The 25311-nt window shown below is 58.4% G+C and carries 20 protein-coding genes; 6 read left to right on the top strand and 14 right to left on the bottom strand.

Annotated features, from left to right (window positions below; all coding sequences use genetic code 11):
- The first annotated feature begins 24 nt into the window (after positions 1–24).
- The 3 genes from AABM52_RS13340 to AABM52_RS13330 are packed head-to-tail and all read left to right on the top strand — an operon-like array spanning position 25 to position 2577.
- Complete coding sequence (locus tag AABM52_RS13340) at positions 25–1107, top strand: trifunctional transcriptional activator/DNA repair protein Ada/methylated-DNA--[protein]-cysteine S-methyltransferase (RefSeq protein WP_347912206.1); 1083 nt, start codon at positions 25–27, stop codon at positions 1105–1107.
- Positions 1108–1142: 35 nt separating this feature from the next.
- Positions 1143–1955, top strand: a complete 813-nt coding sequence (locus AABM52_RS13335; RefSeq protein WP_347912205.1) for an isocitrate lyase/phosphoenolpyruvate mutase family protein — start codon at positions 1143–1145, stop codon at positions 1953–1955.
- Between the two features lie 4 nt (positions 1956–1959).
- A complete protein-coding gene (locus AABM52_RS13330; RefSeq protein ID WP_347912203.1) occupies positions 1960–2577 on the top strand; it encodes a DNA-3-methyladenine glycosylase in 618 nt (205 codons plus the stop codon).
- A gap of 68 nt (positions 2578–2645) precedes the next feature.
- On the opposite strand, the gene AABM52_RS13325 is transcribed toward AABM52_RS13330, so the two are convergent.
- The 3 genes from AABM52_RS13325 to AABM52_RS13315 form a co-directional block, all read right to left on the bottom strand.
- On the bottom strand, positions 2646–3743 hold the full coding sequence (locus AABM52_RS13325; protein WP_347912202.1) for an extracellular solute-binding protein: 1098 nt from the start codon (positions 3741–3743) through the stop codon (positions 2646–2648).
- Positions 3744–3745: 2 nt separating this feature from the next.
- Positions 3746–4855, bottom strand: a complete 1110-nt coding sequence (gene aguA / locus AABM52_RS13320) for an agmatine deiminase (protein ID WP_347912201.1) — start codon at positions 4853–4855, stop codon at positions 3746–3748.
- A 101-nt stretch (positions 4856–4956) separates the two neighbouring features.
- Positions 4957–5841 carry a LysR substrate-binding domain-containing protein gene (locus tag AABM52_RS13315; protein WP_223458118.1) on the bottom strand — a complete coding sequence of 295 codons (885 nt, stop codon included), beginning with the start codon at positions 5839–5841 and terminating at the stop codon, positions 4957–4959.
- Between the two features lie 291 nt (positions 5842–6132).
- Here AABM52_RS13315 and AABM52_RS13310 point away from each other — a divergent pair, with 291 nt between their 5' ends.
- Positions 6133–6624 carry a GFA family protein gene (locus AABM52_RS13310; RefSeq protein WP_347912200.1) on the top strand — a complete coding sequence of 164 codons (492 nt, stop codon included), beginning with the start codon at positions 6133–6135 and terminating at the stop codon, positions 6622–6624.
- A gap of 15 nt (positions 6625–6639) precedes the next feature.
- On the opposite strand, the gene AABM52_RS13305 is transcribed toward AABM52_RS13310, so the two are convergent.
- Complete coding sequence (locus tag AABM52_RS13305; RefSeq protein WP_347912199.1) at positions 6640–7248, bottom strand: tRNA isopentenyl-2-thiomethyl-A-37 hydroxylase MiaE; 609 nt, start codon at positions 7246–7248, stop codon at positions 6640–6642.
- Between the two features lie 162 nt (positions 7249–7410).
- On the opposite strand from AABM52_RS13305, the gene AABM52_RS13300 reads away from it, so the two are divergent.
- Positions 7411–8274 carry a universal stress protein gene (locus AABM52_RS13300; protein WP_347912198.1) on the top strand — a complete coding sequence of 288 codons (864 nt, stop codon included), beginning with the start codon at positions 7411–7413 and terminating at the stop codon, positions 8272–8274.
- A gap of 147 nt (positions 8275–8421) precedes the next feature.
- On the opposite strand, the gene AABM52_RS13295 is transcribed toward AABM52_RS13300, so the two are convergent.
- Positions 8422–8892 (bottom strand): DUF1289 domain-containing protein, encoded by a 471-nt coding sequence (locus AABM52_RS13295; RefSeq protein WP_056727706.1) that lies wholly within the window; start codon positions 8890–8892, stop codon positions 8422–8424.
- Between the two features lie 458 nt (positions 8893–9350).
- On the opposite strand from AABM52_RS13295, the gene acnB reads away from it, so the two are divergent.
- The gene (acnB, locus tag AABM52_RS13290) at positions 9351–11951 is read left to right on the top strand and encodes a bifunctional aconitate hydratase 2/2-methylisocitrate dehydratase (protein WP_347912622.1); all 2601 of its coding nucleotides are present in this window, start codon (positions 9351–9353) and stop codon (positions 11949–11951) included.
- Positions 11952–12122: 171 nt separating this feature from the next.
- On the opposite strand, the gene AABM52_RS13285 is transcribed toward acnB, so the two are convergent.
- From AABM52_RS13285 to AABM52_RS13245, 9 genes are all read right to left on the bottom strand, one after another.
- On the bottom strand, positions 12123–13775 hold the full coding sequence (locus AABM52_RS13285) for a SulP family inorganic anion transporter (protein ID WP_347912197.1): 1653 nt from the start codon (positions 13773–13775) through the stop codon (positions 12123–12125).
- A gap of 164 nt (positions 13776–13939) precedes the next feature.
- Positions 13940–14419: an Lrp/AsnC family transcriptional regulator gene (locus tag AABM52_RS13280; protein WP_347912196.1), complete on the bottom strand. Its 480-nt coding sequence runs from the start codon at positions 14417–14419 to the stop codon at positions 13940–13942.
- A 453-nt stretch (positions 14420–14872) separates the two neighbouring features.
- Complete coding sequence (locus AABM52_RS13275; RefSeq protein WP_347912195.1) at positions 14873–16216, bottom strand: dihydrolipoyllysine-residue acetyltransferase; 1344 nt, start codon at positions 16214–16216, stop codon at positions 14873–14875.
- An 86-nt stretch (positions 16217–16302) separates the two neighbouring features.
- Positions 16303–19011 (bottom strand): alpha-ketoglutarate dehydrogenase, encoded by a 2709-nt coding sequence (mdeB, locus tag AABM52_RS13270; protein ID WP_347912194.1) that lies wholly within the window; start codon positions 19009–19011, stop codon positions 16303–16305.
- 197 nt (positions 19012–19208) lie between these two features.
- Positions 19209–20129 carry a branched-chain amino acid transaminase gene (locus AABM52_RS13265; RefSeq protein WP_347912193.1) on the bottom strand — a complete coding sequence of 307 codons (921 nt, stop codon included), beginning with the start codon at positions 20127–20129 and terminating at the stop codon, positions 19209–19211.
- A gap of 68 nt (positions 20130–20197) precedes the next feature.
- Positions 20198–20989 carry an aldolase/citrate lyase family protein gene (locus AABM52_RS13260; RefSeq protein ID WP_347912192.1) on the bottom strand — a complete coding sequence of 264 codons (792 nt, stop codon included), beginning with the start codon at positions 20987–20989 and terminating at the stop codon, positions 20198–20200.
- Positions 20990–21348: 359 nt separating this feature from the next.
- Positions 21349–22629: a serine/threonine transporter gene (locus AABM52_RS13255; protein ID WP_347912191.1), complete on the bottom strand. Its 1281-nt coding sequence runs from the start codon at positions 22627–22629 to the stop codon at positions 21349–21351.
- A gap of 491 nt (positions 22630–23120) precedes the next feature.
- Positions 23121–24020 (bottom strand): LysR family transcriptional regulator, encoded by a 900-nt coding sequence (locus tag AABM52_RS13250; protein ID WP_347912190.1) that lies wholly within the window; start codon positions 24018–24020, stop codon positions 23121–23123.
- A 114-nt stretch (positions 24021–24134) separates the two neighbouring features.
- Positions 24135–25277 (bottom strand): FAD binding domain-containing protein, encoded by a 1143-nt coding sequence (locus AABM52_RS13245; RefSeq protein WP_347912189.1) that lies wholly within the window; start codon positions 25275–25277, stop codon positions 24135–24137.
- Positions 25278–25311 lie beyond the last annotated feature (34 nt).

The raw sequence follows: 25311 nt of genomic DNA, 5'->3' as shown, positions 1-25311 counted from the left end.
CATGACGCGATCTATGCTGCGCCCATGAACCTACAAAAAACGCTGCTTCCGCCCCGTGTCGAGATGGTTCGCGCCATGCTCGAGCGAGACACCTCCTACGAGGGGGTGTTCTTCACGGCGGTCAAGACCACAGGCATCTTCTGCCGCCCCGGTTGCACCGCCCGCAGCCCGAAGCCGGAAAATGTCGAGTTCTTCGCCAACGCCGAACAATGCCTGGCGGCGGGCTATCGCGCCTGTCTGCGCTGCAAACCGCTGGACACCGCCGCCAGCGCGCCGGACTGGGTGCAGACCCTGTTCAAATCGGTAGACGCCGACCCGGAGCAGCGCTGGACTGACGCCCAACTAATGGCCGCAGGCATCGAACCACTGAAACTGCGTCGCTGGTTCAAGCAGCATTTCGGCATGACCTTCCACGCCTGGCTGCGCGCCCGGCGCCTGGGCATGGCGTTGGGCGGAATCAAGCAGGGCGACTCCATCGATGACGTCGCCTTCGACTCCGGCTACGAATCCCTGAGCGGTTTTCGCGATGCCTTCCAGAAGTCGTTTCACATCACCCCGGGCCGTGCGGCCAACAGCGAGCCGCTGCTGTTCACGCGCCTGACCACACCGCTGGGGCCAATGATCGCCATGGCCGAACGGCGCGGGCTGGTGCTGCTGGAGTTTCTCGACCAGGCATCACTGAACCCGGCGGTCGAAGCCCTGCAAAACCGTTTTGGTTATGCCGTGGCGCCGGGGCACAACGCGCATTTGCAGCAGATCGAAGAGCAATTGTCCGCGTATTTCGCCGGCACGCTCACTGAGTTCAGCGTGGCCTTGCACATGCCCGGCAGCGAGTTCTCCCGCCGGGTCTGGGCTGAACTGGCGAAGATCCCCTACGGCCGGACCACCACCTACGGCGCCATCGCGGCGAGCCTGGGCAAGCCCGGTGCCAGCCGGGCGGTGGGCCTGGCCAACGGGCATAACCGCTTATCGATTGTCGTGCCCTGCCACCGGGTGATCGGCGCCGACGGCTCGTTGACCGGCTACGCTGGAGGCCAGCCGCGCAAGGCGTTTCTGCTCAGGCTGGAGAACGCAGAGGTGCAGCTCACGGAGCAATTGGCGTTCTGATCCCCCCACAGATTTTTCATAAGGAAGGAAACTCGATGGACAGGCTCGACAATCAACTGCACCAACTGCATCAAGAAGGTTTGCTGATCCTCACCAACGTCGCCGATGCCGCCGGGGCGCGACTGGTGGAGCAACTGGGCAACAAGGCCGTGGCCACCAGCAGCGCGGCGGTGGCCTGGGTGCATGGCTATCCAGACGGCAACACTCTGCCCCTTGAGCGTCTGGTCTCGACGGTCGAGTCGATTGCCCGGGTCATTTCGGTGCCGCTGACCATCGACATCGAAGCCGGTTATTCCGATGACCTGGAGCGGGTGGCCCAGGTGGTTGATGCGGTGATCGCCGCTGGTGCGGTCGGGATCAACATCGAAGACGGCTCTTCGCCGCCGGAGTTGCTGGTACGCAAAATTGAAATCGCGCGTCAGGTGGCCGACCGACGTAACGTGAACCTGTTTATCAATGCGCGCACCGATGTCTACCTTCGAGGCCTGGTGCCTGCTGAAGATCGCGTCGCCGAAACCCTCAGGCGCGCCGCGCTGTATCAGGCGGCCGGTGCCAATGGCCTGTTTGCCGCCGGCGTTACCGCGGAGTACGAGATCAAGGCGCTGTGCCAGGGCACCTCGCTGCCGCTGAATGTGCTGGGGTTCCCGGGCCTGCCGTCGCCCGAAGCGCTTGAGGCACTCGGCGTACGCCGCCTGACCGCAGGCTCGGGGATCGCCGAGTTCCTCTACGGCGCCATGGCCGGCATCGCCAAGAGTTTCCTGCAAACCGGCAAGTTCGATAGCCACGACCTGAAGGCTTTGACCTATGGCGAAGTGAACGCCTTGTTGAAACCGTCCGGGAAAGCCTGAGCCCATGGCCGACGGCTATCAGGCGGCCAGTGCCTTCCTGGCGGCCATCGATGACGACTGGCGCCGCCACATCGACGCCATCGGCCCGTGCCTGCACCAGCCCCATGCGGCCCGTGATCCGTATGAGTCGCTGGTGAGGGCGATTGCCTATCAGCAACTGCACGCCAAGGCCGGCGATGCGATAGTCGGCCGGTTGCTGGCGCTGTTCGGTTCGGGTTCGTTTCCCCGGCCTGAACAAATCGTCGCCACGGATTTCGACCGACTGCGCAGTTGTGGATTTTCCGCAAGCAAGATCGCGACCATCCAGGGCATCGCCCAGGCCTCGCTGGACGGCGTGGTGCCGGATTACGCCACGGCGCTGGCCATGGACGATGAAGCGCTGATCGAACGCCTGATCACCCTGCGCGGGGTGGGGCGCTGGACCGTGGAGATGCTGCTGATCTACAGCCTGGAGCGCCCGGATATCCTGCCGGCCGATGATTTTGGCGTGCGTGAGGGTTATCGACGGCTCAAGGGGCTGGAGGTGCAGCCGACGCGCAAGCAGATGATCGAGATCGGGTTGGCGTGGAGCCCCTACCGCACGGTGGCCTCCTGGTATTTGTGGCGGGTGCCCAGCAAATAAACCGCGTTATCGTTCATCGCGAGCAGGCTCGCGATGGCGCCCTTACCAACAACACAAACCCAAGCCTGTCATAACCCCGACTTCAACCGACTGAACGCCCGGATCAACGCCCGGTTGAACGCCTTGCCATTGTCATTCTTGCTATACAGCGAAGCCCTGACCGCAGCCGTCGGATACGTCCCCGGATCATCGCGAATCACCGGGTCGACCAGCCCGTCCGCTGCCGTGATCGCATTGGCGTAATGGATGGTGTCGGTGATCGGCGCGATCACCTCCGGGGTCATCAGGTAGTCCATCAACGCCAGGCCGGCCTTCGGGTGCGGCGCGTCCTTGGGAATGACCATGGCATCGAACCAGATCAACGTGCCCTCCTTCGGAATCCGGTACTTGAGCGAATACGGCTTGCCCGCCGCCTCGGCCTGGCCCGCCGCGATGGCCACGTTGCCATTCCACGACATCGCCACGCAGGTGTTGCCGTTGGCCAGGTCGCTGATGTTCAGGTCGTTGTCGAAGTAGCGAATGAACGGGCGAATCTTCACCAGATGCTGCTCGGCCAGCTTCAGGTCATCGAGATTCTGGCGGTTGATGTCCAGCCCCATGTACTTCATGACCGCCGCAAACACTTCGTTGGGATCATTGAGCAGGCTCACCCCGCAATCGGCGAATTTCGAGACCACAGCCGGGTCGAACAGCATCGCCCAACTGTCGGTCGGCGCGTCGGGCAGGCGCTGTTTGACGGCCTGCTCCTGATAACCCACGCCCGTGGTGCCCCAGGCGTAGATCCCGGCGTAGCGGTTACCCGGATCGAACACCGCCATGTGCTGGCGGAACTCCTCGCCGACGCCGGCGAAATGCGGCAGTTGCTGCTTGTCGACCGTTTGCACCGCGCCACTCTCGATGGCCCGGGACAGATGCTGCCCCGCCGTCAGCACCAGGTCGTAACCACTGCGGCCGGTGAGCAGCTTGGTCTCGACGGTTTCCAGGGAATCGAAGTGGTCGGCCACCACATGGATGCCGGTTTTCGCTTCAAAATTCTTCAAGGTGTCCGGGGCCAGGTACTCGCCCCAGATGTACAGGTTGACCACCGGCTTCGTGGTGTCGGCGGCCTGCACACACAGGGGTGCAAGCACCAGCAGTATTGCTTGAGTCAGTTTGTGCAGGCCCATTTTTACACTCCTTTGCCCGCGTACTGCGGCATGGTGATGCACGCGACGTTGCCGCCACCGAGGAGGATTTCCCGGGAGTTTTCGATGCCGACGATGCTGTGTTGCGGGAACAGCTCGGCCAGGGTCGCCAGCGCCACCTTGTCATTGCGATCACCGAACAGCGGCACCACGATGGAACTGTTGCCGGCGTAGTAATTGATGTACGACGCGCAGATCTTCGTCCCGGCCTGGCGGGTATGGGTACTGTCCTGCTGGTCCAGGCCTTCGGCTTCTTCGGCGGTCCACTCCAGCACATCCGGTTGCGGCAGCTTGTGCACGATCAACTCGCGGCCGCGACTGTCGCGGGTGCTGCGCAGGATGTCGTAGGCCTCCTGATAGATTTCCCACTGCGGGTCGTCGCGATTGTCGGTCCATTGCAGCACCACTTCACCGGGGCGCACGAAGCACGCGAGGTCGTCGACATGGCCGTCGGTTTCGTCGAACTTGCAGCCCCGTGGCAGCCAGATCACCTGCTCGGCGCCGAGGTAATCGGTCAGGCGACGGGTGACTTCGGCCTTGCCCAGGTGCTGGTTGCGATTGCGGTTGAGCAGGCATTGTTCGGTTGTCAGGATACTGCCCTGGCCGTCGCTCTGGATGCCGCCCAGTTCGGCAATCAACGGCGCGCGATAGCGGTCGAAGCCTTCGATTTCGAGGATCTTGCTGGCGATCTGGTCGTCCTTGTCCCACGGGTAGTACAGGCCGCCGTCGAGGCCGCCGTAGGCGTTGAATTCGAAGTCGACGCCGCGCACTTCGCCGCTCTGATCATTGACCACGAAGCACGGCCCGCTGTCGCGGAACCAGGTGTCGTTGCAGGTCATTTCCACCACGCGCACTTGCGGCGGCAATTGCCGGCGCGCGGTGGCGAACTGTGCCGCCGAGGCGCAAACCGTGACCGGTTCGCTCATGGAAATGGCGGTGACGATCTGCACCCAGACTTTCTGCGCAGGCTTGGCACCGTTGCGCCAGACGTCGGTGCGCTCCGGCCAGCCGAGCCAGCAACCGGACTTGGCTTCGAATTCGCCGGGCAGACGGAAACCGTCCAGTTTGGGAGTGGTGTCGAGCAAACGGGCCATGGTCAAACCTCTTTAATCGGGGATTGGAATGACCACAGGCTAAGGGCGTTGGCGACCGGTTCGCCAACGATGATTATTTCGGAATACTTGAATCTAACTCATCAATCGAGCAATTGATCGTTGAACCATTCCAGCATCTGCGCCACCGCCGGACGCTCCAGGCGCACCCGCTCGCACACCAGCGCATATTGGCCCAGTGCAGTCATGCTCGACGTGAACGGACGAACCAAACGACCGCTGAGCAAATCCTCCTGGGCCGTCAGATTGTCGCCCATGGCCACGCCCTGCCCTTGGGCCGCGGCTTCGAGCGCCAGCCCGGCATGGGCGAAATACAGTTGACGATCGGGGCGTTGGTCGCCGGCATGGCTGGTGAGCCACGCCGTCCAGGTCTTGCCGTCCTGGTCGTCGTGCAGCAGACAGTGGCGGGCCAGGTCCTTCGGGGTTTTCAGCGTGCCCTGGTTGAACAGGCCGGGGCTGCACACCGGGAAGAACTGCAACGCCGGCAGCGGCCGGACGAAATACGCGGTGCTGTCCACCGGGCCGGTGCCGTAGGTAATCGCCAGGTCGATGTCTTCCCCGGGCGCCGTGGCGTCGATCGGCTGTTCGTACAGATGCAAGGTGATGTGCGGGTAACGTGCGTAGAAATCCGTGAGCCGGCTCATCAGCCACTTTTGCGCAAGCTCCGCGGTGACCGCCAGACGCAATACCGCCAGGGATGAAGGGTCACGCAGTTCATCGCAGGCATCGCCAATCAGTTCGAAAGCCTGCTGCAAGCTCTGCATCAGGCGCCCGGCGGCCAGGGTCGGGCGAATCTGCCGGCCCTCGCGCACGAACAACGGCACGCCGAGCTGCTCTTCGAGTTGGCGAATCTGGTGGCTGACCGCGCTGTCGGTGACACACAACTCAGCCGCCGCCCGGCCGAAATGGGCGTGGCGGGCGGCGCATTCGAAGGTTCGCAGGGCTGCCAGGGAAGGTAATCGTCGCATCAGGTCATGTCCCGGTTTCGAGGGGGACATGCTGGATTGGCTGGCGGTGGCTGTCCAGCGGGACCGCGATATCGTTCATCGTCGGAACGCCGCCCGGGGCCGGCTCGCGATGGGGCCGGCCCATTCACCACCAACCCACCAACCCTTCACCTTCCCTTATGGACCATGACATCTACCCGCACCCGGCGCATGTTGAACCCTCAACCGGAGGGCAACGCGATTCTGGTGCCGGTCGAATAGCCCTGACGGTCTAGGCTGTCCGGGGTATGTTCAAGACAGTCGGAGTCTCCCATGCAACTCGAAGGTTCCTGCCATTGCGGCGCGGTGTCGTTCAGTTTGACCTGCGCCCATCCCTACCCTTACCAGCGCTGCTACTGCTCGATCTGCCGCAAGACCCAGGGCGGTGGCGGCTATGCGGTCAACCTCGGTGGCGATGCCGCCAGCCTCAAGGTTCGCGGACGCAAACACATCGCGATTTACCATGCGCGGCTCAAGGAAGACGGCGACAAACGCGCCCACAGCAGCACCGCAGAGCGGCATTTCTGCTCGGTTTGCGGCTCGGGTCTGTGGTTGTACAGTCCGCAGTGGCCGGAGTTGATTCACCCGTTCGCCTCGGCCATCGACACCCCGCTACCAGTGCCGCCGGAGCACACGCACCTGATGCTGGGTTCGAAGGCGCCGTGGGTTGAGGTCCAGGCGCAGCCAAGGGATAAACAATTCGATGTGTACCCCGAAGAGTCCATCGCGCAATGGCATGAACGGCTGGGTTTGAGCCGTTCATGACTGGGTGGTGCGGGATTACGCCGCTACCGGCACACCGCTGTGAAAACGAAACTCCACGTCCGGCGACTCGATCAGTTCCCGCTCGGCGGCGCGGACCTTGTCGATCACCTGGGTGATGTCCTTGGCGTCGCCGTACTGGTAGGCCAGCTTCAGGTAACCCTGGAAATGCCGGGCCTCGCTCTTGAGCAGACCGAAGTAGAACTTGCCCAGTTCTTCGTCCAGATACGGCACCAGCGCTTCGAAACGCTCGCAGCTGCGGGCCTCGATGAAGGCGCCGACCACCAGGGTGTCCACCAGTTTCACCGGTTCGTGACTGCGTACCACCTTGCGCAGCCCCGACGCATAGCGCCCGGCGGACAGCTGGCGCAGCTCGATCTTGCGCCGTTTCATCAGGCGCATGACCTGTTCGTGGTGCACCAGCTCTTCCCGGGCCAGGCGCGACATCATGTTGATCAGATCGACGTGGGAGTGATACTTGGCGATCAGGCTCAACGCGGTGCTGGCGGCCTTGAATTCGCAGTTCTTGTGGTCGATCAGCAGGGTTTCCTGATCGGCTAGCGCGGCCTGGATCCAGCCGTCGGGGGTGCGGCAGCCAAGGAACTCGTGAATTTCGGGAAGGATCATGGGGCTCACGGAAAAATAGGTTCAAAACGAAGGGCGCCGATTATACCGGCCTGCCCACAGACCACCAGTCGCCAACCGTTGATATGCATCAAGTCCCCGAATCGCAGACAGCAACTATAGTTGTGCAACGCCGTGCTTTTTTATTTTCAGGAGATCCCGCACATGCAAGCCGTTCGCAGCATTCTGGTGGTCATCGAACCCTCACCGGATGAGAGCCTGGCCCTGGCCCGCGCCAAATTGATCGCCTGCAAGACCCAGGCGCACTTGCACCTGCTGGTCTGTGACAAGAAGCATGATCACTCCGAACACCTGAGGGCGCTCAAGGAAGATCTGCTGGAAATCGGCTACAGCGTCACCACCGAGCAGGCGTGGCGCGAAAGCCTGCATGACACCATTGTCGACGTACAGCAAGCCGAAGGCTGCGGGCTGGTGGTCAAGCAGCACTTTCCCGACAGCACGCTGAAAAAGGCCCTGCTGACCCCGGATGACTGGAAACTGCTGCGCCACTGTCCGGCGCCGGTGCTGCTGGTCAAGACCTCCGGTTCCTGGCAAGACAAAGTGATTCTGGCGGCCATCGACGTGGGCAACGCCGACGGCGAACATCGCCATCTGCACAACACCATCATCGACCACGGCTACGACATCGCCGGCCTGGCCAAGGCCCATCTGCATGTGATCAGCGCCCACCCGTCGCCCATGCTGTCGGCGGCCGACCCGACGTTTCAACTCAGCGAAACCATCCAGGCGCGCTATCGCGAACAGTGCAGGGCGTTCCAGGCGGAATTCGACATCGACGATGATCACCTGCACATCGAGGAAGGCCCGGCGGACGTGCTGATTCCGTTCATGGCGCACAAGCTCCAGGCGGCGGTGACCGTCATCGGCACTGTGGCGCGCACCGGGTTGTCAGGGGCGTTGATCGGCAATACGGCGGAAGTGGTGCTTGATGCGCTCGAGAGCGACGTGCTGGTGCTCAAGCCGATGGAAGTGGCGGATCATCTTGAGGAGATTGCCGACAAGCATTGAAGCCGAACATGCTTTTGTGGGGAGGGGGCTTGCCCCCGTTCGGCTGCGAAGCAGTCGCAATACTTGGTGGCACGGTGGGTCAGTAAGAATGTAAGGGGCCGCTTCGCGACCCAACGGGGGCAAGCCCCCTCGCCACATATCAGCGGCTCAGCCGCCAAAGGCGTCTTTCAGAAACCCCGGCGCAATGTAGCGCTGGTAATGGGCCTCGGAAAGCAGGAAAAATTCCCGATCAATGGCATCGCGCAGTTCCGGCAGGTTCCACTCGCGAAACTCCGGCAGCAGCACCATCCCGTAGGCTTCCAGGTTGTTGATCACCCGCGCACCGCGCGCGATCAACTGGTATGCCCAGCAATATTCCGACTGATGGGGCACGAAGCGGATCTTGCGCTGCTCCAGCTGCATTCGGAGCAGTGCTGGATCGAAAATTTCGACCTTGGCGGCCATCACCTGCGACAGCAACTGCTCAAGACGCAGCCATACCGCGCGCTTCTCTTCCTCGTTGTAACCGTTCCAGTGGATCACTTCGTGGTGGAAACGCTTGCAGCCACGGCACACCAGGTCACCGTAAACAGTGGAGCAGAGGCCGACGCAGGGTGTCTTGATGGTCTGATTGGGCATAGATAGGCAAAAACGCGAAAAAGCAGAACAGGCCCGCATGTTAGCCCTTTGTCGGCCATTGATCACCCCTCAAAGTTCAGGGCCTATGGAGAATCGGGCTCTGCTGAGCATCACCACCAAAGTCCAATAAACACTGACTTACCTTTAATTTTTTTTTGCCGTAGAATCAGCCTGCCTTTTTAGGCGCCAATGTCCGTTAGAAGCTGTTTTCAAAGCGTCACGAGCACAGTCGTTCCTTCAGAGCGGTGTTGGCGAGGGGTTTTTCCAGCGGGGAAAAGCCCAACGCCAACCCTCATCAGCTCCCGTTCTGCAGGCGTAAAACTTTGAAAGCAGCTTCTGTAAGGAATTGTCGGTAATTCTGGCTAAGTGGCTCAAAACGCCATGCAGCGCATGAGTACGGCAATTTCGGGATGAGCGTCCCGGACACCCATTTGGGACCACTGATGAGGGTAATAACTGTGCTTGAAGCCTACCGCAAACATATCGAAGAGCGCGCAGCACTGGGTATCGTTCCCCAGCCGCTAAACGCCGAACAAACTGCAGGCCTGGTCGAGCTGCTGAAAAATCCCCCGGCTGGCGAAGAAGCATTCCTCGTTGACCTGATCACCAATCGCGTTCCGCCTGGAGTGGACGAAGCAGCCTATGTAAAGGCCGGCTTCCTGTCCGCCATCGCCAAAGGCGAAGCCAAGTCCCCCCTGATCGACAAGAAGCGCGCTGTTGAACTGCTCGGCACCATGCAGGGCGGCTACAACATCGTGACTCTGGTTAACCTGCTGGACGACGCCGAACTGGCTCCAGTAGCGGCCGCAGAACTCAAGCACACCCTGCTGATGTTCGACGCCTTCCACGACGTCGCTGAAAAAGCCAAGAACGGTAACGTTCACGCCCAAGGCGTGCTGCAATCCTGGGCTGACGGCGAGTGGTTCGTGAAGCGCCCGACCCTGGCCGACAAGATCAGCCTGCGCGTGTTCAAGGTCACCGGCGAAACCAACACCGACGACCTGTCCCCTGCGCCTGATGCCTGGTCCCGTCCAGACATCCCGCTGCACGCCCTGGCCATGCTGAAAATGGCTCGCGACGGCATCGTGCCTGACGCACAAGGCGTCACCGGTCCGATGAAGCAGATCGAAGAAATGCGCAACGCCGGTTTCCCTATCGCCTACGTCGGTGACGTGGTCGGTACCGGTTCTTCGCGTAAATCGGCGACCAACTCGGTTCTATGGTTCTTCGGCGACGACGTTCCTTTCGTGCCGAACAAGCGTGCCGGCGGTTTCTGCTTCGGCAGCAAAATCGCTCCGATCTTCTACAACACCATGGAAGATGCTGGCGCACTGCCAATCGAATTCGACGTTTCCAACATGCACATGGGCGACGTGATCGACCTGTACCCGCATGCTGGCAAAGTCTGCAAGCACGGCACCGACGAAGTCCTGACCACCTTCGAAATGAAGACTCCGGTCCTGTTGGACGAAGTTCGTGCCGGCGGCCGTATTCCGCTGATCATCGGCCGTGGCCTGACCGAGAAGGCTCGCACCGAGCTGGGTCTGCCACCTTCGACTCTGTTCAAGAAGCCTGAAGCACCGGCTGAAAGCACCAAGGGTTTCACCCTGGCGCAGAAAATGGTCGGCAAGGCTTGCGGCGTGACCGGCGTTCGTCCGGGCACCTACTGCGAACCGAAGATGACCACCGTGGGTTCCCAGGACACCACCGGTCCTATGACCCGTGACGAACTGAAAGACCTGGCGTGCCTGGGCTTCTCGACCGATCTGGTGATGCAGTCCTTCTGCCACACCGCGGCTTACCCTAAGCCGATCGACGTGACCACCCACCACACCCTGCCTGACTTCATCATGACCCGCGGCGGCGTTTCCCTGCGTCCGGGCGACGGCATCATCCACTCGTGGCTGAACCGCATGCTGCTGCCAGACACCGTCGGTACCGGTGGTGACTCCCACACCCGTTTCCCGATCGGCATCTCGTTCCCGGCCGGTTCCGGTCTGGTTGCGTTCGCCGCAGCCACCGGCGTCATGCCGCTGGACATGCCTGAGTCGATCCTGGTTCGCTTCAAAGGCGAACTGCAGCCAGGCGTCACCCTGCGTGACCTGGTTCACGCCATTCCTTACTACGCGATCCAGGCTGGCCTGCTGACCGTAGAGAAGAAAGGCAAGAAGAACGCTTTCTCCGGTCGCATCCTGGAGATCGAAGGTCTGCCAAAACTGACCGTCGAGCAAGCGTTCGAACTGTCTGACGCCTCGGCTGAACGTTCGGCTGCCGGTTGCACCATCCAGCTGTCCAAAGAGTCGATTGCCGAATACCTGCAGTCCAACATCACCCTGCTGCGCTGGATGATCGGCGAAGGCTACGGCGATGCACGTACTCTGGAACGTCGCGCTCAAGCGATGGAAGCCTGGCTGGCCAACCCTGAGCTGCTGCAAGCGGACAAAGACGCTGAATACGCTGAAATCATCGAGATCGACCTGGCCGACATCAAGGAGCCTGTGCTCTGCGCGCCGAACGATCCGGACGACGCTCGCCTGCTCTCCAGCGTTGCTGGCGAGAAGATCGACGAAGTGTTCATCGGTTCGTGCATGACCAACATCGGTCACTTCCGCGCTGCCGGTAAACTGCTGGAACAGGTCAAGGGTCAGCTGCCAACTCGTCTGTGGCTGTCGCCGCCGACCAAGATGGACGCTCACCAGCTGACCGAAGAAGGCTACTACGGCATCTACGGCAAGGCCGGCGCGCGCATGGAAATGCCGGGCTGCTCGCTGTGCATGGGTAACCAGGCACGTGTAGAGCCGAACTCGACCGTTGTGTCGACTTCGACCCGTAACTTCCCGAACCGTCTGGGTGACGGCGCGAACGTCTACCTGGCTTCGGCTGAGCTGGCGTCCGTGGCTTCCATCCTGGGTCGCCTGCCGACCGTCGAGGAGTACATGGAATACGCTGGCAAGATCGACAGCATGGCGGCCGATGTCTACCGCTACCTGTCCTTCGACCAGATCGCCGAGTTCCGTGAAGCTGCTGCGAACGCCAACATCCCGGTCGTTCAAGCCTAACGTTGCAACGCAATGAAAAACGCCGCCCATCGTGAGATGAGCGGCGTTTTTTTATGCCTTCTGCCTCAGCACCCTACACCTGTGGGAGCGAGCTTGCTCGCGATGGCGGTTTGTCTGTTACATCCAAGTCGACTGACCCGCCGCTATCGCGAGCAAGCTCGCTCCCACAGGTTATGCGCCAGCCTTCAGTGCCTGCTGCACCGCACCATCCACACTCAACCCACTTAGCACCACCCCACTGGATTGCACCTGCGCCAACGCCGTCTGTGCGTCGTCCTTCAGACGCGCCAGAATCAGCCGTTTGCCCTCCTGATGCACCCGCACAAAAAACTCCTGCAACGCCTCGATGCTGGTGCCATCCAGGTCGGGGGACTCCTCAAGACTGAGAATCACCGTATGAACCGGCGTTTGCGAATGCCGGATCAGACGCAAGGCACCGCCAAGAATCCGCTCGACGTTGGCAAAGAACAACGCTTCCCCCGGTCGCACAATCAACACGCCAGGCACGGCTTGCGCCGTTGGATGACGTTGCAGGTCGACAAAGTCGTGACCGCCATCGATGCGACCCAGGATCTGGATATCCGCCGCCGACATCTGCTTGAGCATCAGCAACACACTGATCGCCACCGCCACCAGCAAGCCGTCCAGCACCCCCAGCACCAACACCGCACCCACGGCGCAGATCACCAGCAAGCGGTCTCGGCGCCAGATGAAATAGCGTCCCAGCGGCTGCAGGCTCAAACCGCGCGCCAAGGCATGGATGACGATGGCGGCGAGGATCGGTTCCGGGGTCAGGGCGATGTAAGGCAGCACCGTCAGGACAATCACCAGCACCACCAGCGCCGCCACGATACCGGCCAGGCGCGAAGTGGCCCCCGCCGCCTCATTGGCCGACGTCGCCGAATACCCCGCTCCCGCCGGCATGCCATGGAACAGACCAGACACCAGGTTGGAAGCCCCCAGCGCCAGCAGGTCGCGGTTCGAGTTGACGCGGTCGCGATGTTTTAGTGCATAAGAACTGATCGAGCCATAGGACTCCGCATACAGAATCATCACCATGGCGAACGCCAATTCCCCCAGACGCAGCCAGTCGGCAAACGGCAGTACCGGCAGCTTCGGCACCTCCAGGCTCAGGTCGATCACGCCAATCAGCTTCACGCCATAAGCTGGCAGGTCCAGCCACTGCCCCGCCGCAATGCCAATCACCACCACCAACAAACCACCCGGCAAGCGCCGAAACCGCGCAAACAGCCATAACAAGGCCAATGCCACGGCGCCGACCGCCGCTGCAGCCCAGTTCCATTGCGGCAGTTGTTCCAGTAATTGCGGCAGGAAGCCCACCAGGTTGGCATCGGTCAAATGCACGCCGACCACACTGGCGACCTGCTTGAGGATGATGGTCAGCGCCAGGCCAAAGGCAAAGCCGCGCAGCACCGGTTTGGCGATAAACGAAGTCACGCTGCCGAGCTTGAACAGCCCCGCCAGCAAGAAAAACGCCCCGGTCACCAGCACCAGGCCGAAAGCCAGGGTCGAGCGAAGCCCGGGGTCGCCATTGGCCAGGGTCGCTGTCACGGCGGCCAGTACGGCAGCGGAGGATGAAGTGGCCGAGACAATCGCAAAACGGCTGGTGCCGAACAGGCCATAACACAGCAACCCGGCAAACAAGGCGATCACCCCGGCCTGGGGTGCCAGCGCGGCAATACTTGAGTAGGCGACTGCTTCCGGCAACAACAGGCCGGCAATCGACAGCCCGGCCAACAGGTCCTGCCAGCGGTTGGGCGAATCAGCCTTGGATTGTGCCGATGCGTCCGGTGCATGAGCCATCAAGCGTCTCCAGAGAAAGATCAACAGGCCAGGGACAGCTCCCCAGGCAAACACTTTACGATGCGCCAGGGAAATCTATAGTTTTTTCGATCCTAGTCCTGTGTCGGAGGCTGAGCATACTGTCTAAATCGACGCGCTTTATGAATAGCCTGCAACTTCTTCCCCTACGGCCCGACCATCAAGCTCACTGGCGCTTTGACTTCCTTTACGACAAAGGAGGTGCACACGTCTTTGACACCCAGGAAACCGTTTATATTTTTTCTGGCGAACTCACTGAACTCGGCAAGATCGGTCGCCAGGATCGTTAACTGGTAATCGTAGACCCCCGAAATACAGTGACAACCGATCACCTGTTCAAAGGCAGTAATCGACTCCTCGAACGCTTTCATATGCTCAATATCTTTTTGATCCAGCGCCACCTGGACAAAGGCAGTGATAGCGTAGCCAAGCATTTCGGTATTAATACTGGCATGGTAACCACGCACCAGACCGATCTCTTCGAGCCTTTTGACCCGTCGCCAGCAAGGAGATGCGCTTAGTGACACCCGCTCAGCAAGTTCTGCACTCGAAAGCCTGGCATCCCGCTGTAGCGCCGCCAATATGCGGCGATCCGTAGCATCGATTTTTACCTTTGGCACAACCATTCCCCCCCAAAAACACAGAACATACACTCCATTTCATATCTATAGTCAAGGGGATTTCAGTATAATCAAATTGCAAGAAGGTCGTATCCATTGCTTGCCTATTCGATATTTGGAGCACTCTCATAAGAGGCTACTGGGGACGAAAATCGGCATTGGTGTCAGCGCTCACATGATCGCACAGTAAAAATCAGCACAAGCAATAACAGCGGCGAATTAATCAGTACTTTGCCTAAGTTAACCTTGGAAAATTCCATACGAAACACCTTCAGCTTGTTCAGTAGCATCGTAACTCGGTGATGACGAGACTCTTTCATGTCCACCCCAAAAGCTTCTCATACTTTCGATTAATGCATCCCTGGCACTACCGGCGACGTACCGTAGCACCGGCCCTCCCTTGAACATGATTTCTCGAATGACAACGCACTGAACTGCCTTCACCTTCAACAATCAGGATTACAAAATCAATCGACGCATATCAGCCAACTGCTCGGCAAGGAATGCATTAAAACGGCCTGCCGCGGCCCCATCAATGACGCGATGATCCCAACTTAAACTCAGGGGCAAGATCAGCCTTGGCACTACCTGTCCCTCATCCAGGGTTACCCGACTGCTGCTTCGACCGAGCCCCAAAATTGCCACCTCTGGCGCATTGATGATCGGGGTAAAGTACGTGCCTCCTATTCCACCCAGGGAGGAAATAGTGAAACAACCACCGCTCATATCCGCTGGCTCAAGCTTCCCTGCGCGGGCTTTAGCCGATAACCCGGACATCTCCCGAGCTAAGGTCAACACGCCCTTTTTATCAACATCACGAATAACTGGAACTACCAATCCGTGGGGCGTATCAGCAGCGAAACCGATATGAAAATAGTCCTTCAATATGAGCTGATCGCGATCCAGACTCGAATTGAATTCAGGAAACCTCTTCAGCGCAGCGACACATACTTTCATGACCAAAGCGATCATCGTCACTTTGACGCCTTGCCTAGCGTGCTCTTCGTTAAGTTGGCGACGAAAATCTTCCAACTCTGTAATGTCCGCATCTTCATGATTTGTCACATGCGGAATACTTAACCAGTTACGGTAAAGATTGGCACCACTCATTTTTTTGAGTCGAGACAGATCGACACGCCTCACTTCGCCAAAGTTTGAAAAATCAATAACCGGCCAAGGTAACAGCCCCTCCATGAAGGATTGAGACGTCGGGCTGTTGTTTTGCGCATTTGTTTTTTTCGACCCGGCCATTACTTGCGCAACGAAAGAATGAACATCCTCCTTGGTAATCCGTGTTTTAGGCCCAGTGCCGTTTATTTCATTCAGTGGCACCCCAAGCTCCCGGGCCAACTTACGAACTGAGGGCGACGCAAACGGCAACGCCCCATTGGAAGTGACGCTCTCAGCGATGACCGCATGAGATATTTCCAATGAATACGATGCCAACGGTACAGGCGAGTGTGCAGGTGAAGGCATTGCAACCGGGACGGAAACCGGGGACTGAGTGGCAACGGCCTGAAGTTGTTCACCTGCAATTGCAGATGATTTCCCTGCAGATCCCTCGACATGTTCCACGGTGGCAATCAACGACCCTTCGCTGACTTTATCACCCACCACAACTTGAACAGTGCTTACTTTGCCGTCGTGCGACACAGGAATATCCATTGTTGCCTTATCGGTTTCGACAACAATGATAGTTTGCCCAGTTGCCACCCAATCACCTGGTGCAACAAGCACTTCAATAATGCTGATTCCTTTAAAATCGCCAATATCAGGAACTAGAATTTCGCACAACGTCGTCATGAAGATCATCCAGATTTTTTTGTCTGACAGTCTCGACTAGCGCAATGGTCGACACCCATTACACTGCGTCCCTTAGCAAACTCGAATCAACATTCCCAAGGGGCTGTTTCGTCAAATTTGATGTCGTACTTTTCAATGGCACGAGAGCAGGCATCGGCACTGAGTTTTCCTTCATGCACCAAACCCCATAGCGCACTCAGCACGATCTGATGACGGTCTATTTCAAAAAACTTGCGCAGAGCTGTGCGCGTATCGCTGCGACCAAAACCGTCCGTACCCAGGACGACATAGTGATCTTCAACATAGGAGCCAATCAGTTGCGGTAGCGCGCGCACATAATCGGTCGCAGCAATGATTGGACTCCCCTTCGGCAAGCACTCACTAACGTGGCTCGTTTTCTGTTCGCCTTCAGGATGATGTCGGTTCCAACGCTCTACACCTCTGGCGTCCCTCGCAACTTCTGTGAAACTGGTGACACTCCACACCTGAGAGTCGACCTGCCAATCTGCGCTCAGGAGTTCTGCTGCAGCCATCACTTCGCGCAAGACAGTGCCTGATCCGAGCAGCCGCACTCTGTTCAATCCCGCTCCGCACGCGTGTTCGCAGAAGAGGTACATGCCTTTGATGATGCCTTGCTCGACATCAGCAGGAAGATTGGGCTGGGCGTAGTTTTCGTTCATAAGGGTGACGTAGTAAAACTCGTCAACCTGTTTCTCCAGCATCTGGCGCATGCCATGATCAAGAATTACCGCAAACTCACCGGCGAATGCCGGGTCGTACGCTCTGCAATTTGGCACCAGAGCTGCCATCAAATGGCTGCTGCCATCTTGATGCTGCAGACCTTCCCCTCCCAGTGTTGTACGGCCTGCCGTGGCGCCAAGCAGAAAGCCTCTGGCCCTTTGGTCAGCCGCCGCCCAAATGAGATCACCTACTCGCTGAAATCCGAACATTGAGTAATAGATGTAGAACGGCAGCATGGGCAGGCCATGGGTGGCGTAGCTGGTTGCCGCAGCCACCCAGGAGCTGATGGCACTGGCCTCGCTGATGCCCTCTTCAAGTATTTGGCCATCCAGCGCCTCCCGGTAGCTCAGGATGGAGCCGATGTCCTCTGGCTCATAATGCTGGCCGACACTGGAATAGATACCAATTTGCTTGAACAGATTCGCCATCCCGAACGTTCGGGCCTCGTCAGCCACGATGGGAACTACCCGTCGCCCCAGGAGAGGATCTTTCAGCAAGTTGCCGAGCATCCTCACAAACGCCATCGTGGTAGACATTTCCTTGCCTTGCGCGTGAGTGGCAAAGCTTGCGTACACCTCCAATCCCGGTACGGCGACCACAGGGACATCCGTTTGCCGACTGGGCGTGACCCCCCCAAGGCTTTGGCGACGCTCAAGCAGATAGCGCATTTCACGACTATCAGCGGCAGGCTTGTAGAAAGAGAGCGTCTCAACCTGCTCATCGGTCAGGGGCAGATTGAATCGATTTCTAAAGCCGATAAGCGCTTCGCGATCCAGCTTCTTCTGCTGATGAGTCGTCATTTTTCCCTGGCCGGCTTCACCCATCCCGTAACCTTTTTTGGTCTGGGCAAGAATGACCGTAGGCTGCCCCTTATGAACAGCCGCCGCTTGGTAGGCGGCGTAGATCTTCACCATATCGTGGCCGCCTCGTTTCAGCCGATCGATCTGTTCGTCTGTGAGACCTTGGGCAAGCTTTGCCAATGCTGCGTTTTGACCAAAGAAATGGTCCCTGTTGTAGCGCCCGTCTTTCGCGGCAAACGTCTGGAACTGCCCATCAACGGTTTGCGAAAGGGCGCGCACCAGACTTCCATCTGTATCGCGGGCGAAAAGCCCGTCCCAATCAGACCCCCAAACCAGTTTTATGACGTTCCAGTCTGCCCCGACAAATAGAGCTTCCAACTCGTCGATGATTCGCCCATTGCCTCGCACCGGCCCGTCTAATCGCTGTAGATTGCAATTGACTACCCAGATCAGGTTATCCAGACCCTCCCTTGCGGCCAAAGTAAGGGCAGACATGCTTTCCGGCTCATCCATCTCACCGTCACCGAAAACGCCCCACACTTTTCGCTCAGAGGTGTTCAGCAGGTCACGGTTGTGAAGGTAGCGCATGAATCGGGCCTGGAAGATCGAACTGATTGGGCCGATACCCATCGACCCTGTCGGAAATTGCCAGAAGTCCGGCATTAACCAAGGGTGTGGGTAGCTGGACAAACCCTGCACCCCTTGTCCGACCGCGGTGATTTCCTGCCGGTAGTGCACGAGGTTCGTTTCTTCCAGTCGTCCCTCAAGGAAGGCGCGCGCATAAACACCTGGAGCCGAGTGAGGCTGATAGAAGACCAGATCGCCTCCAAAGGACTCGCTCCTCGCTCTGAAAAAATGGTTAAAACCGACCTCGAACAAATCCGCCGCACTCGCGTAACTAGCGATGTGCCCCCCTAAATCACCATATGCCTGGTTGGCACGCACAACCATGGCGAGCGCATTCCACCGAATGATCGATGAGAGACGCTCCTCGATTGCCAGATCGCCCGGGAATGCGGGCTGCTTTGCTACGGGGATAGTGTTGATGTAGGGCGTAACCAACGAAGGTTTCCAACCGATGTTGGGATCGCGAACAAGACTGACCAGTTCATCGATGATGTTGCGAGCCCTCTCAGGGCCGCTATTGGCAATCAATGAAAGGAGTGCGTCACGCCATTCTGCAGACTCCTGCGTGTCGTTTTCATTGGCGCAAGACTCGGGATTTTCAGGAGTACCGTGCAGGGAACTATCCATGCTTACTTCACCTCACACCAAGAATTCCAGCCACTGCCAGGAACGTTTAAAAATTCCTTTCAGCGTTGATATTCATCATTGGTTATCCACCTGGATACACACTTTTTATTCTATCGCTGATCAACAAGTTTAGTCCGGTATCTGCCAGTACGACTCGGCTGTTCTCAAGAACATATCCTCTATCGGTGAGTCGACTATCAAACCCAGGTCAACCAATGGGCGTACTTGTCATTCGTGCCATGCACCGCGCAAAAGTAGACCTCTTGAAGTTGCTGAGTGATCGGACCTCGCGAGCCGGTACCGATGGTCCGACCATCGAGTTCACGAATGGGTGTAACTTCAGCCGCGGTGCCTGTAAAGAAGGCCTCGTCACAGCAGTACAATTCATCGCGTGTAATACGCTTCTCTCGAATTTCGAAGCCCAGGTCTCGAGCAATAACCATTACCGAATCACGGGTGATTCCATCCAGGCAGGAGGCCAGGTCGGGCGTATAAATAACGCCATCTCGAACCATGAAAACATTTTCGCCCGCGCCCTCACTGACATAACCTTCAGTGTCCAGCAGTAGCGCCTCATCAAAGCCGAGCGAAGTCACCTCTCGATTAGCCAGGATGGAGTTGATGTAATAGCCACACGCTTTGGCACGTACCATGGATACATTAACGTGATGGCGGGTAAACGATGACGTTTTTACGCGAATACCCTTTTCCATGCCCTCTTCCCCCAGGTAAGAGCCCATGGGCCATGCTGCTATCGCGACATGAATGGTGTTGTTTTTTGCTGCGATACTCAGAAAGTCTGAACCGATCCAAACCAATGGCCGCAGATAACACGACGGATAGTTATTTGCCCGGATGACTTCGATGCACGAGTGACGAATAGTTTCTTCATCAAACGGAATATCCAACTGAAAGATCTTCGCCGAATTAAACAGGCGACGAATATGCTCTTTCAGGCGAAAGATTGCAGGTCCGCGTGTGGTTTCATAGGCACGCATGCCCTCGAATACCCCCATGCCGTAATGAAGTGTGTGAGTCAAAATATGGGTATTGGCTTCACGCCACTCAACTAACTCACCGTCTTTCCAGATTTTCCCGTCACGGTCTGACATCGACATTTACAGCCTCCAGAGTAAATAATAAAAACCGAGCTATTGATCGAAACTTTTCGATGATCAGGCGGGTATTATTTTTTTAGATCAAGTGCGTCCAAGGCGTCCATCGCGCCCTTGGTCAGCCATCCAACATCAGAGTGCAGTGCGATGAAGGTCACACCTTTCTCCCGGTATTGGCGTGCCTCTTCCACCGACGTTGCAAAGATGCCTACGGCCTTGGAGTGCATGCGTGCCCCCATCAACACCTTCTCGACTGCGGCCTTGACCTCGTCATGCCTGGTTTGCCCCAGTAGCCCCATGCTTGCCGACAAATCGGCCGTGCCGATGAACAGACAGTCGACGCCCTCGACTTGAGCGATAGCGTCGACGTTCTCCACCCCTTCCACTGACTCAATCAGGACAATGGCGCACGCCTGGTTGTTTGCGGATTTGACATAGTGGCTGTCCAACCCATACACCCCCGCCCTGACCATCGCAGCGACGCCTCTGACACCCCCTTCATCGTGTAGCGGGAATAACATCGATGCCACGGCGTCTCGCGCGTCAGCCGCACTGTTTACGTTCGGGAAGACGATGGTCTGCGCCCCACAATCCATAGCGCGCTTGACCAGGTTTGGATCGTTGGCGGTGACTCGCACGGCACCGGCCGCTCTTGCCCCGTTAAAGGCGGCCGCGTCAATGGATCTCAGTTGAGCCGCAAGATCCTGGGTATCGCTGGGGCCGTGCTCAGCGTCAATGACCACCCAATCAAAACCGCAATGGGCAATCAGTTCGGCGACGGCAGGGCTTGCTAGCGTTAGCCAGCAACCTACGGTCGGTGTAGCGCTTTTCAAACTCTGCTTGATTGGATTTACGAGGTGCACGGCAGGCCTCCTGACATCGTGATGCGGCGCTAACAGGTGGCTCATGTTAGGCAGATGCCAGGGGTATTTTTTGCGCATTTTCTTTATCAGGAACGACGTGTAACAGAACATTCATTCCGTTTTTTTCGTCTCCTCAAAATTTTCATGCTGATATCAGAAAATGTTGGTGAGATGTACGCCGACTGGATCGTCCGCTAATACGCGCCAAGAGGCTTTCAATTCCCCGACACGCCAAAACCAATGAGTTCAATTGAACGTTGTTTCGGCCATAAAAAAACGCCGCTCCTGGTCGCAAGAGCGGCGTTTTTTAAGGGAGGGACCCGGCTCGCGAAAGCCTGTTCATTGCCCCACAGGGAAACTCAGGCCAGTAACGAGTAGACCAGCGCCGTGATCGCCACCAGGCCCACCGCCGTCACGAAGACGTTGGACGCCTGACCGCGATAACGTGCCATCGCCGGCACCTTGCGAATGGCGTACATCGGCATCAGGAACAGGATCGCCGCGATCACCGGGCCACCGAGGGTTTCGATCATGCCGAGGATGCTCGGGTTCAGCGTGGCGACGATCCAGCACACCACCAGCATGAAGGCGGCGGTCATGCGGTCCAGGGCCTTGGCGGACGGACGCTTGCCGCTCTTGACGATCAGGCCCTTGAGGCCTTCGCTGGCGCCGATGTAGTGCCCCAGGAACGACTTGGAAATGGCCACGAAGGCAATCAACGGCGCCGCGAAGGCGATGGTCGGATTGCTGAAGTGGTTGGCCAGGTACGACAGGATCGACAGGTTCTGCGCCTTGGCTTCAGCCAGTTGCGCTGGCGACAGGGTCAGCACGCAACTGAAGACGAAGAACAGCACCATGACCACCATCAGCAGGTGGGCGCGGGACAGGATCTGCGAACTGCGCTCCTCGGCGTGCTCACCGTAGCGACGCTTTTGGTCCACGGCGAACGCCGAGATGATCGGCGAGTGGTTGAACGAGAACACCATCACCGGAATCGCCAGCCACAGGGTATGCAGCAGCGCCGATGGTGCCGGCACGCTGCTGGCGGTGGCGAGGATGCCGCCGTTCCAGTGGGGAACCAGGTAAACCGCCAGGAACAGCAGCGCGACGATGAACGGATAGACCATCAGGCTCATGGCCTTGACGATCAATTGCTCACCGCAACGCACCACCGCCAGCAGGCCGAGGATCAGCACCAGCGACAGCACGGCGCGCGGTGGCGGCGTGATGTGCAGTTGATGCTCCATGAAGCTGCCGACCGTGTTGGTCAGGGCCACGCTGTAGATCAGCAGGATCGGAAAAATCGCGAAGAAGTACAGCAAGGTGATCAGCGCGCCGGCCTTGATGCCGAAATGCTCCTCCACCACTTCAGTGATGTCGGCGCCTTCGCGACCGGACAGCACGAAACGGGTCAGCCCGCGGTGTGCGTAGAACGTCATCGGGAACGCCAGCAACGCCAGGACCAGCAGCGGCCAGAAACCGCCCAGGCCTGCGTTGATCGGCAAAAACAGGGTTCCGGCACCAATCGCCGTGCCAAACAGGCCCAGCATCCAGGTGGTGTCCTGGCGATTCCAGCTCGAAAGCGTCGCGGGTGTCGCTTCTACATAGCGCTCGTTAACGCTATTGGCCTGATCATTCATCCGGTGGGATCTCCACATTCCGGTCACTTGCCACCCGGCCAGGACCCGTCGGAATACCCGACAGGCAGCGCCCGGCCGAAACAGGGGCGCGATTCTGGAGGATTAGTGAGCAGAAGCAAAGACTTAGGTGAGGAACGGTGGTACCAGATAGACAAAAAACCCTATGGGAGCTTGCTTGCCTGGGAATCAACTGACGTGGCCGAATCTCGATATCCCAGGTCACGTCACCCACCCGAAGTGGCCGAGTTCAAAGCAGAGCGCCAAAAAGAGAAGATCGAGCAGCGTCTTACACAATTGATGGAGCCACCCCCAGGGCTTTACTCTCCTCGCAGGCCCCGATCGATCAACCGATACACCCGGTGCTCGCCAAGCGCTGAACGCTTGCCCGAGCGCGCAATCAGGGCCGAAAGCTGAGCCGCGGAGGTATCGGTCAGCTTTTCGATTCGATCAAAAGCTACGCAACGCTGACTTGCCACATACACAGCTCGTGCTCAGGGGGTGAGTATTTCCTGAAGAAATTCAATGAACACATTGATGCGACTGGAACCGCGATGATTGGGCAGGTACAGCGCATTAATGCAAGTGCTCGCACTGCCAGGGTTGACCTCATACTGTTGCAGCACGTGCGTCAGGCGCCCTGCGCTGACATCGTCACGCACCAGCCAATCAGCCAATAGCGTCACCCCACCCCCGGCCAACGCTGCCTCGCGCAGAATGTCGGCGTTGTTACTTTGCAGCCGTCCTTGCACATTCAAGCGAATGATTTCCTCATCGCCCTTGAATGTCCAATTGTGGTGGCCCGTGCGGTAATCAAAACGCAGGCATTGATGCTCCAACAGATCACGGGGGTGTCGTGGCAGCCCGGTACGCGTCAGGTATTCGGGACTCGCCACAACCCAACGCTGGAAATCGCCCAGGCGCTTGCTGACGATGTCCTCACTGACGACCGATGAACCAAGACGCACTGACACATCTATTTGCTCGCTGAGCAGGTCACTGACCTCGTCGCTCAGAGAGAGGCTGATCTCCAGGCCGGGATGACGATCCAGCAGGCGCCCCAGATGAGGAGCGATGATGCGTCGGCCGAATTCCACCGGGACGCTGGCCCGTAAGCGCCCTTGAGCTTCGCTGCCACGATCGGTCACAACGGCATCGGCTTCGTCGATGGCCTCGAGGATCGCCACTGCCTTTTCAAAATAGTTCTGCCCCGCCACCGTGACGCTCATGTTGCGCGTGGTGCGGTTCAACAAGCTGGCGCCCAGCTCACTTTCCAGTCCCGCTACCTGCCGAGTCACAGACGAAGTGGAGATGCCAAGTTTGCGCGCCGCTGACGAATAACCACCACAGCGTACGGTTTCGACAAACATCTTTAGCGCCAGCAACTTATCCATAAACGGCGTCCAGGATAGAAAAGGAAAGGTAACGACTGTGCATGACCAGGCGTCGCAGGTCTTGCATGGCTGTGCTCAATCAGTGGTTGATCAAGCCCGGCATGAGCCGCTGAATCAGGATGGAGTGATGCCCATTATCCGATTGCCCATGCTCATCCCCCAGTCCCCCATGCGCCGGCCTTCTGCAAGTTGCTGTTTTTGCCAGGCCTGCAGGGATTTATCGAGGTCGCCAATGTTGTCGATTGCTTGAGCCAGGAACAGTGCATTGCGGGCTGCCTTGGCCGTGCTCCCGGCGGTATGGGGTCGCGGCACAAAAGCGGCATCGCCGGTCAACAGCACACGTCCGAACACCATTTGAGGAACGTTGAGATCAAGGATCGCCTGGACAAAAATGTCCTTGGTCTGACGAATCAGTTCGCGAAAAGCCGGGTTCACATGCCGCTCCGCCATTTCCCGTATGTAAGCCTCCTGCTCCGCAGCCAAAGCCCCCGGTGGAATGGAGTGGCTACGCCGCTGGCCGTCGCAATCAGTGAGTACGGCATCCAGTTCCGGCCCTTGCGCGGCTTTCAAATACCATAGCCAGTTGAACCGACGCTCGCCAGGGTTAACGGAGCCGTTCAAGCCCGGCACCATGTATTCCAACATCAGCGATCCAGGGTCCTGTTGAAAAACAAAATCCTGGTTAAGCTGCGTCTTGGCGAAGTCTGGAAGTCGGTCTTCATCAACAAGCCCACGCCAAACCACATAGCCCGAATAGCTATGTTGCGCCCCGGGCAACACCCTGCTTCGCACGGATGAGCCCGCACCGTCGGCCCCCACCAACAGGTCTGCCTCAGCACAACTGCCATCGGCAAAAAATGCGGTCACTCGGTGCTCATTCTGAGTCAGATCCACCAGCGTCTTGCCACGGTGATAATGCTCGACAGGAAATGCAGAAAATAACGAGCCATACAGTGTGTTCCAGGACGTCTGCGTTTGCGGCATCGGTTCTTTATGCACGATGGCACCGGCTCGATCCAGATACAGACGATCATAGGACCGGACACCTAGCGCATGGGTATGTTGGATACCCGCATAGCGGAAGTGCTGCAAGACATCCGCTTGCAGAACAATGCCACCGCCGCGGCTATCCATTGCCGCGGGGGATCGCTCGAAAACATCGACCTGCCAACCAATCGCCCGCAACGCCGTGGCGGCAAACAGTCCTCCCAGAGAACCACCGATGACCAGGGCCTTTGGAACATCCGGACTTTTCATTACCCTTCTCCTTGCAGAGTGGTGATTCCCACAC

Source organism: Pseudomonas grandcourensis (assembly GCF_039909015.1).
Lineage (GTDB): Bacteria > Pseudomonadota > Gammaproteobacteria > Pseudomonadales > Pseudomonadaceae > Aquipseudomonas > Aquipseudomonas grandcourensis.
The sequence above is the reverse complement of the archived record's forward strand: the minus strand, read 5'-3'. Positions and strand labels throughout refer to the sequence as shown.

Bases quoted from the DNA above. Each gene is read 5' to 3' on its own strand.
- AABM52_RS13340 (WP_347912206.1), top strand. From the start codon at position 25: ATGAACCTACAAAAAACGCTGCTTCCGCCCCGTGTCGAGATGGTTCGC.
- AABM52_RS13335 (WP_347912205.1), top strand. From the start codon at position 1,143: ATGGACAGGCTCGACAATCAACTGCACCAACTGCATCAAGAAGGTTTG.
- AABM52_RS13330 (WP_347912203.1), top strand. From the start codon at position 1,960: ATGGCCGACGGCTATCAGGCGGCCAGTGCCTTCCTGGCGGCCATCGAT.
- AABM52_RS13325 (WP_347912202.1), bottom strand. From the start codon at position 3,743: ATGGGCCTGCACAAACTGACTCAAGCAATACTGCTGGTGCTTGCACCC.
- aguA (WP_347912201.1), bottom strand. From the start codon at position 4,855: ATGGCCCGTTTGCTCGACACCACTCCCAAACTGGACGGTTTCCGTCTG.
- AABM52_RS13315 (WP_223458118.1), bottom strand. From the start codon at position 5,841: ATGCGACGATTACCTTCCCTGGCAGCCCTGCGAACCTTCGAATGCGCC.
- AABM52_RS13310 (WP_347912200.1), top strand. From the start codon at position 6,133: ATGCAACTCGAAGGTTCCTGCCATTGCGGCGCGGTGTCGTTCAGTTTG.
- AABM52_RS13305 (WP_347912199.1), bottom strand. From the start codon at position 7,248: ATGATCCTTCCCGAAATTCACGAGTTCCTTGGCTGCCGCACCCCCGAC.
- AABM52_RS13300 (WP_347912198.1), top strand. From the start codon at position 7,411: ATGCAAGCCGTTCGCAGCATTCTGGTGGTCATCGAACCCTCACCGGAT.
- AABM52_RS13295 (WP_056727706.1), bottom strand. From the start codon at position 8,892: ATGCCCAATCAGACCATCAAGACACCCTGCGTCGGCCTCTGCTCCACT.
- AABM52_RS13285 (WP_347912197.1), bottom strand. From the start codon at position 13,775: ATGGCTCATGCACCGGACGCATCGGCACAATCCAAGGCTGATTCGCCC.
- AABM52_RS13280 (WP_347912196.1), bottom strand. From the start codon at position 14,419: ATGGTTGTGCCAAAGGTAAAAATCGATGCTACGGATCGCCGCATATTG.
- AABM52_RS13275 (WP_347912195.1), bottom strand. From the start codon at position 16,216: ATGACGACGTTGTGCGAAATTCTAGTTCCTGATATTGGCGATTTTAAA.
- mdeB (WP_347912194.1), bottom strand. From the start codon at position 19,011: ATGGATAGTTCCCTGCACGGTACTCCTGAAAATCCCGAGTCTTGCGCC.
- AABM52_RS13265 (WP_347912193.1), bottom strand. From the start codon at position 20,129: ATGTCGATGTCAGACCGTGACGGGAAAATCTGGAAAGACGGTGAGTTA.
- AABM52_RS13255 (WP_347912191.1), bottom strand. From the start codon at position 22,629: ATGAATGATCAGGCCAATAGCGTTAACGAGCGCTATGTAGAAGCGACA.
- AABM52_RS13250 (WP_347912190.1), bottom strand. From the start codon at position 24,020: ATGGATAAGTTGCTGGCGCTAAAGATGTTTGTCGAAACCGTACGCTGT.
- AABM52_RS13245 (WP_347912189.1), bottom strand. From the start codon at position 25,277: ATGAAAAGTCCGGATGTTCCAAAGGCCCTGGTCATCGGTGGTTCTCTG.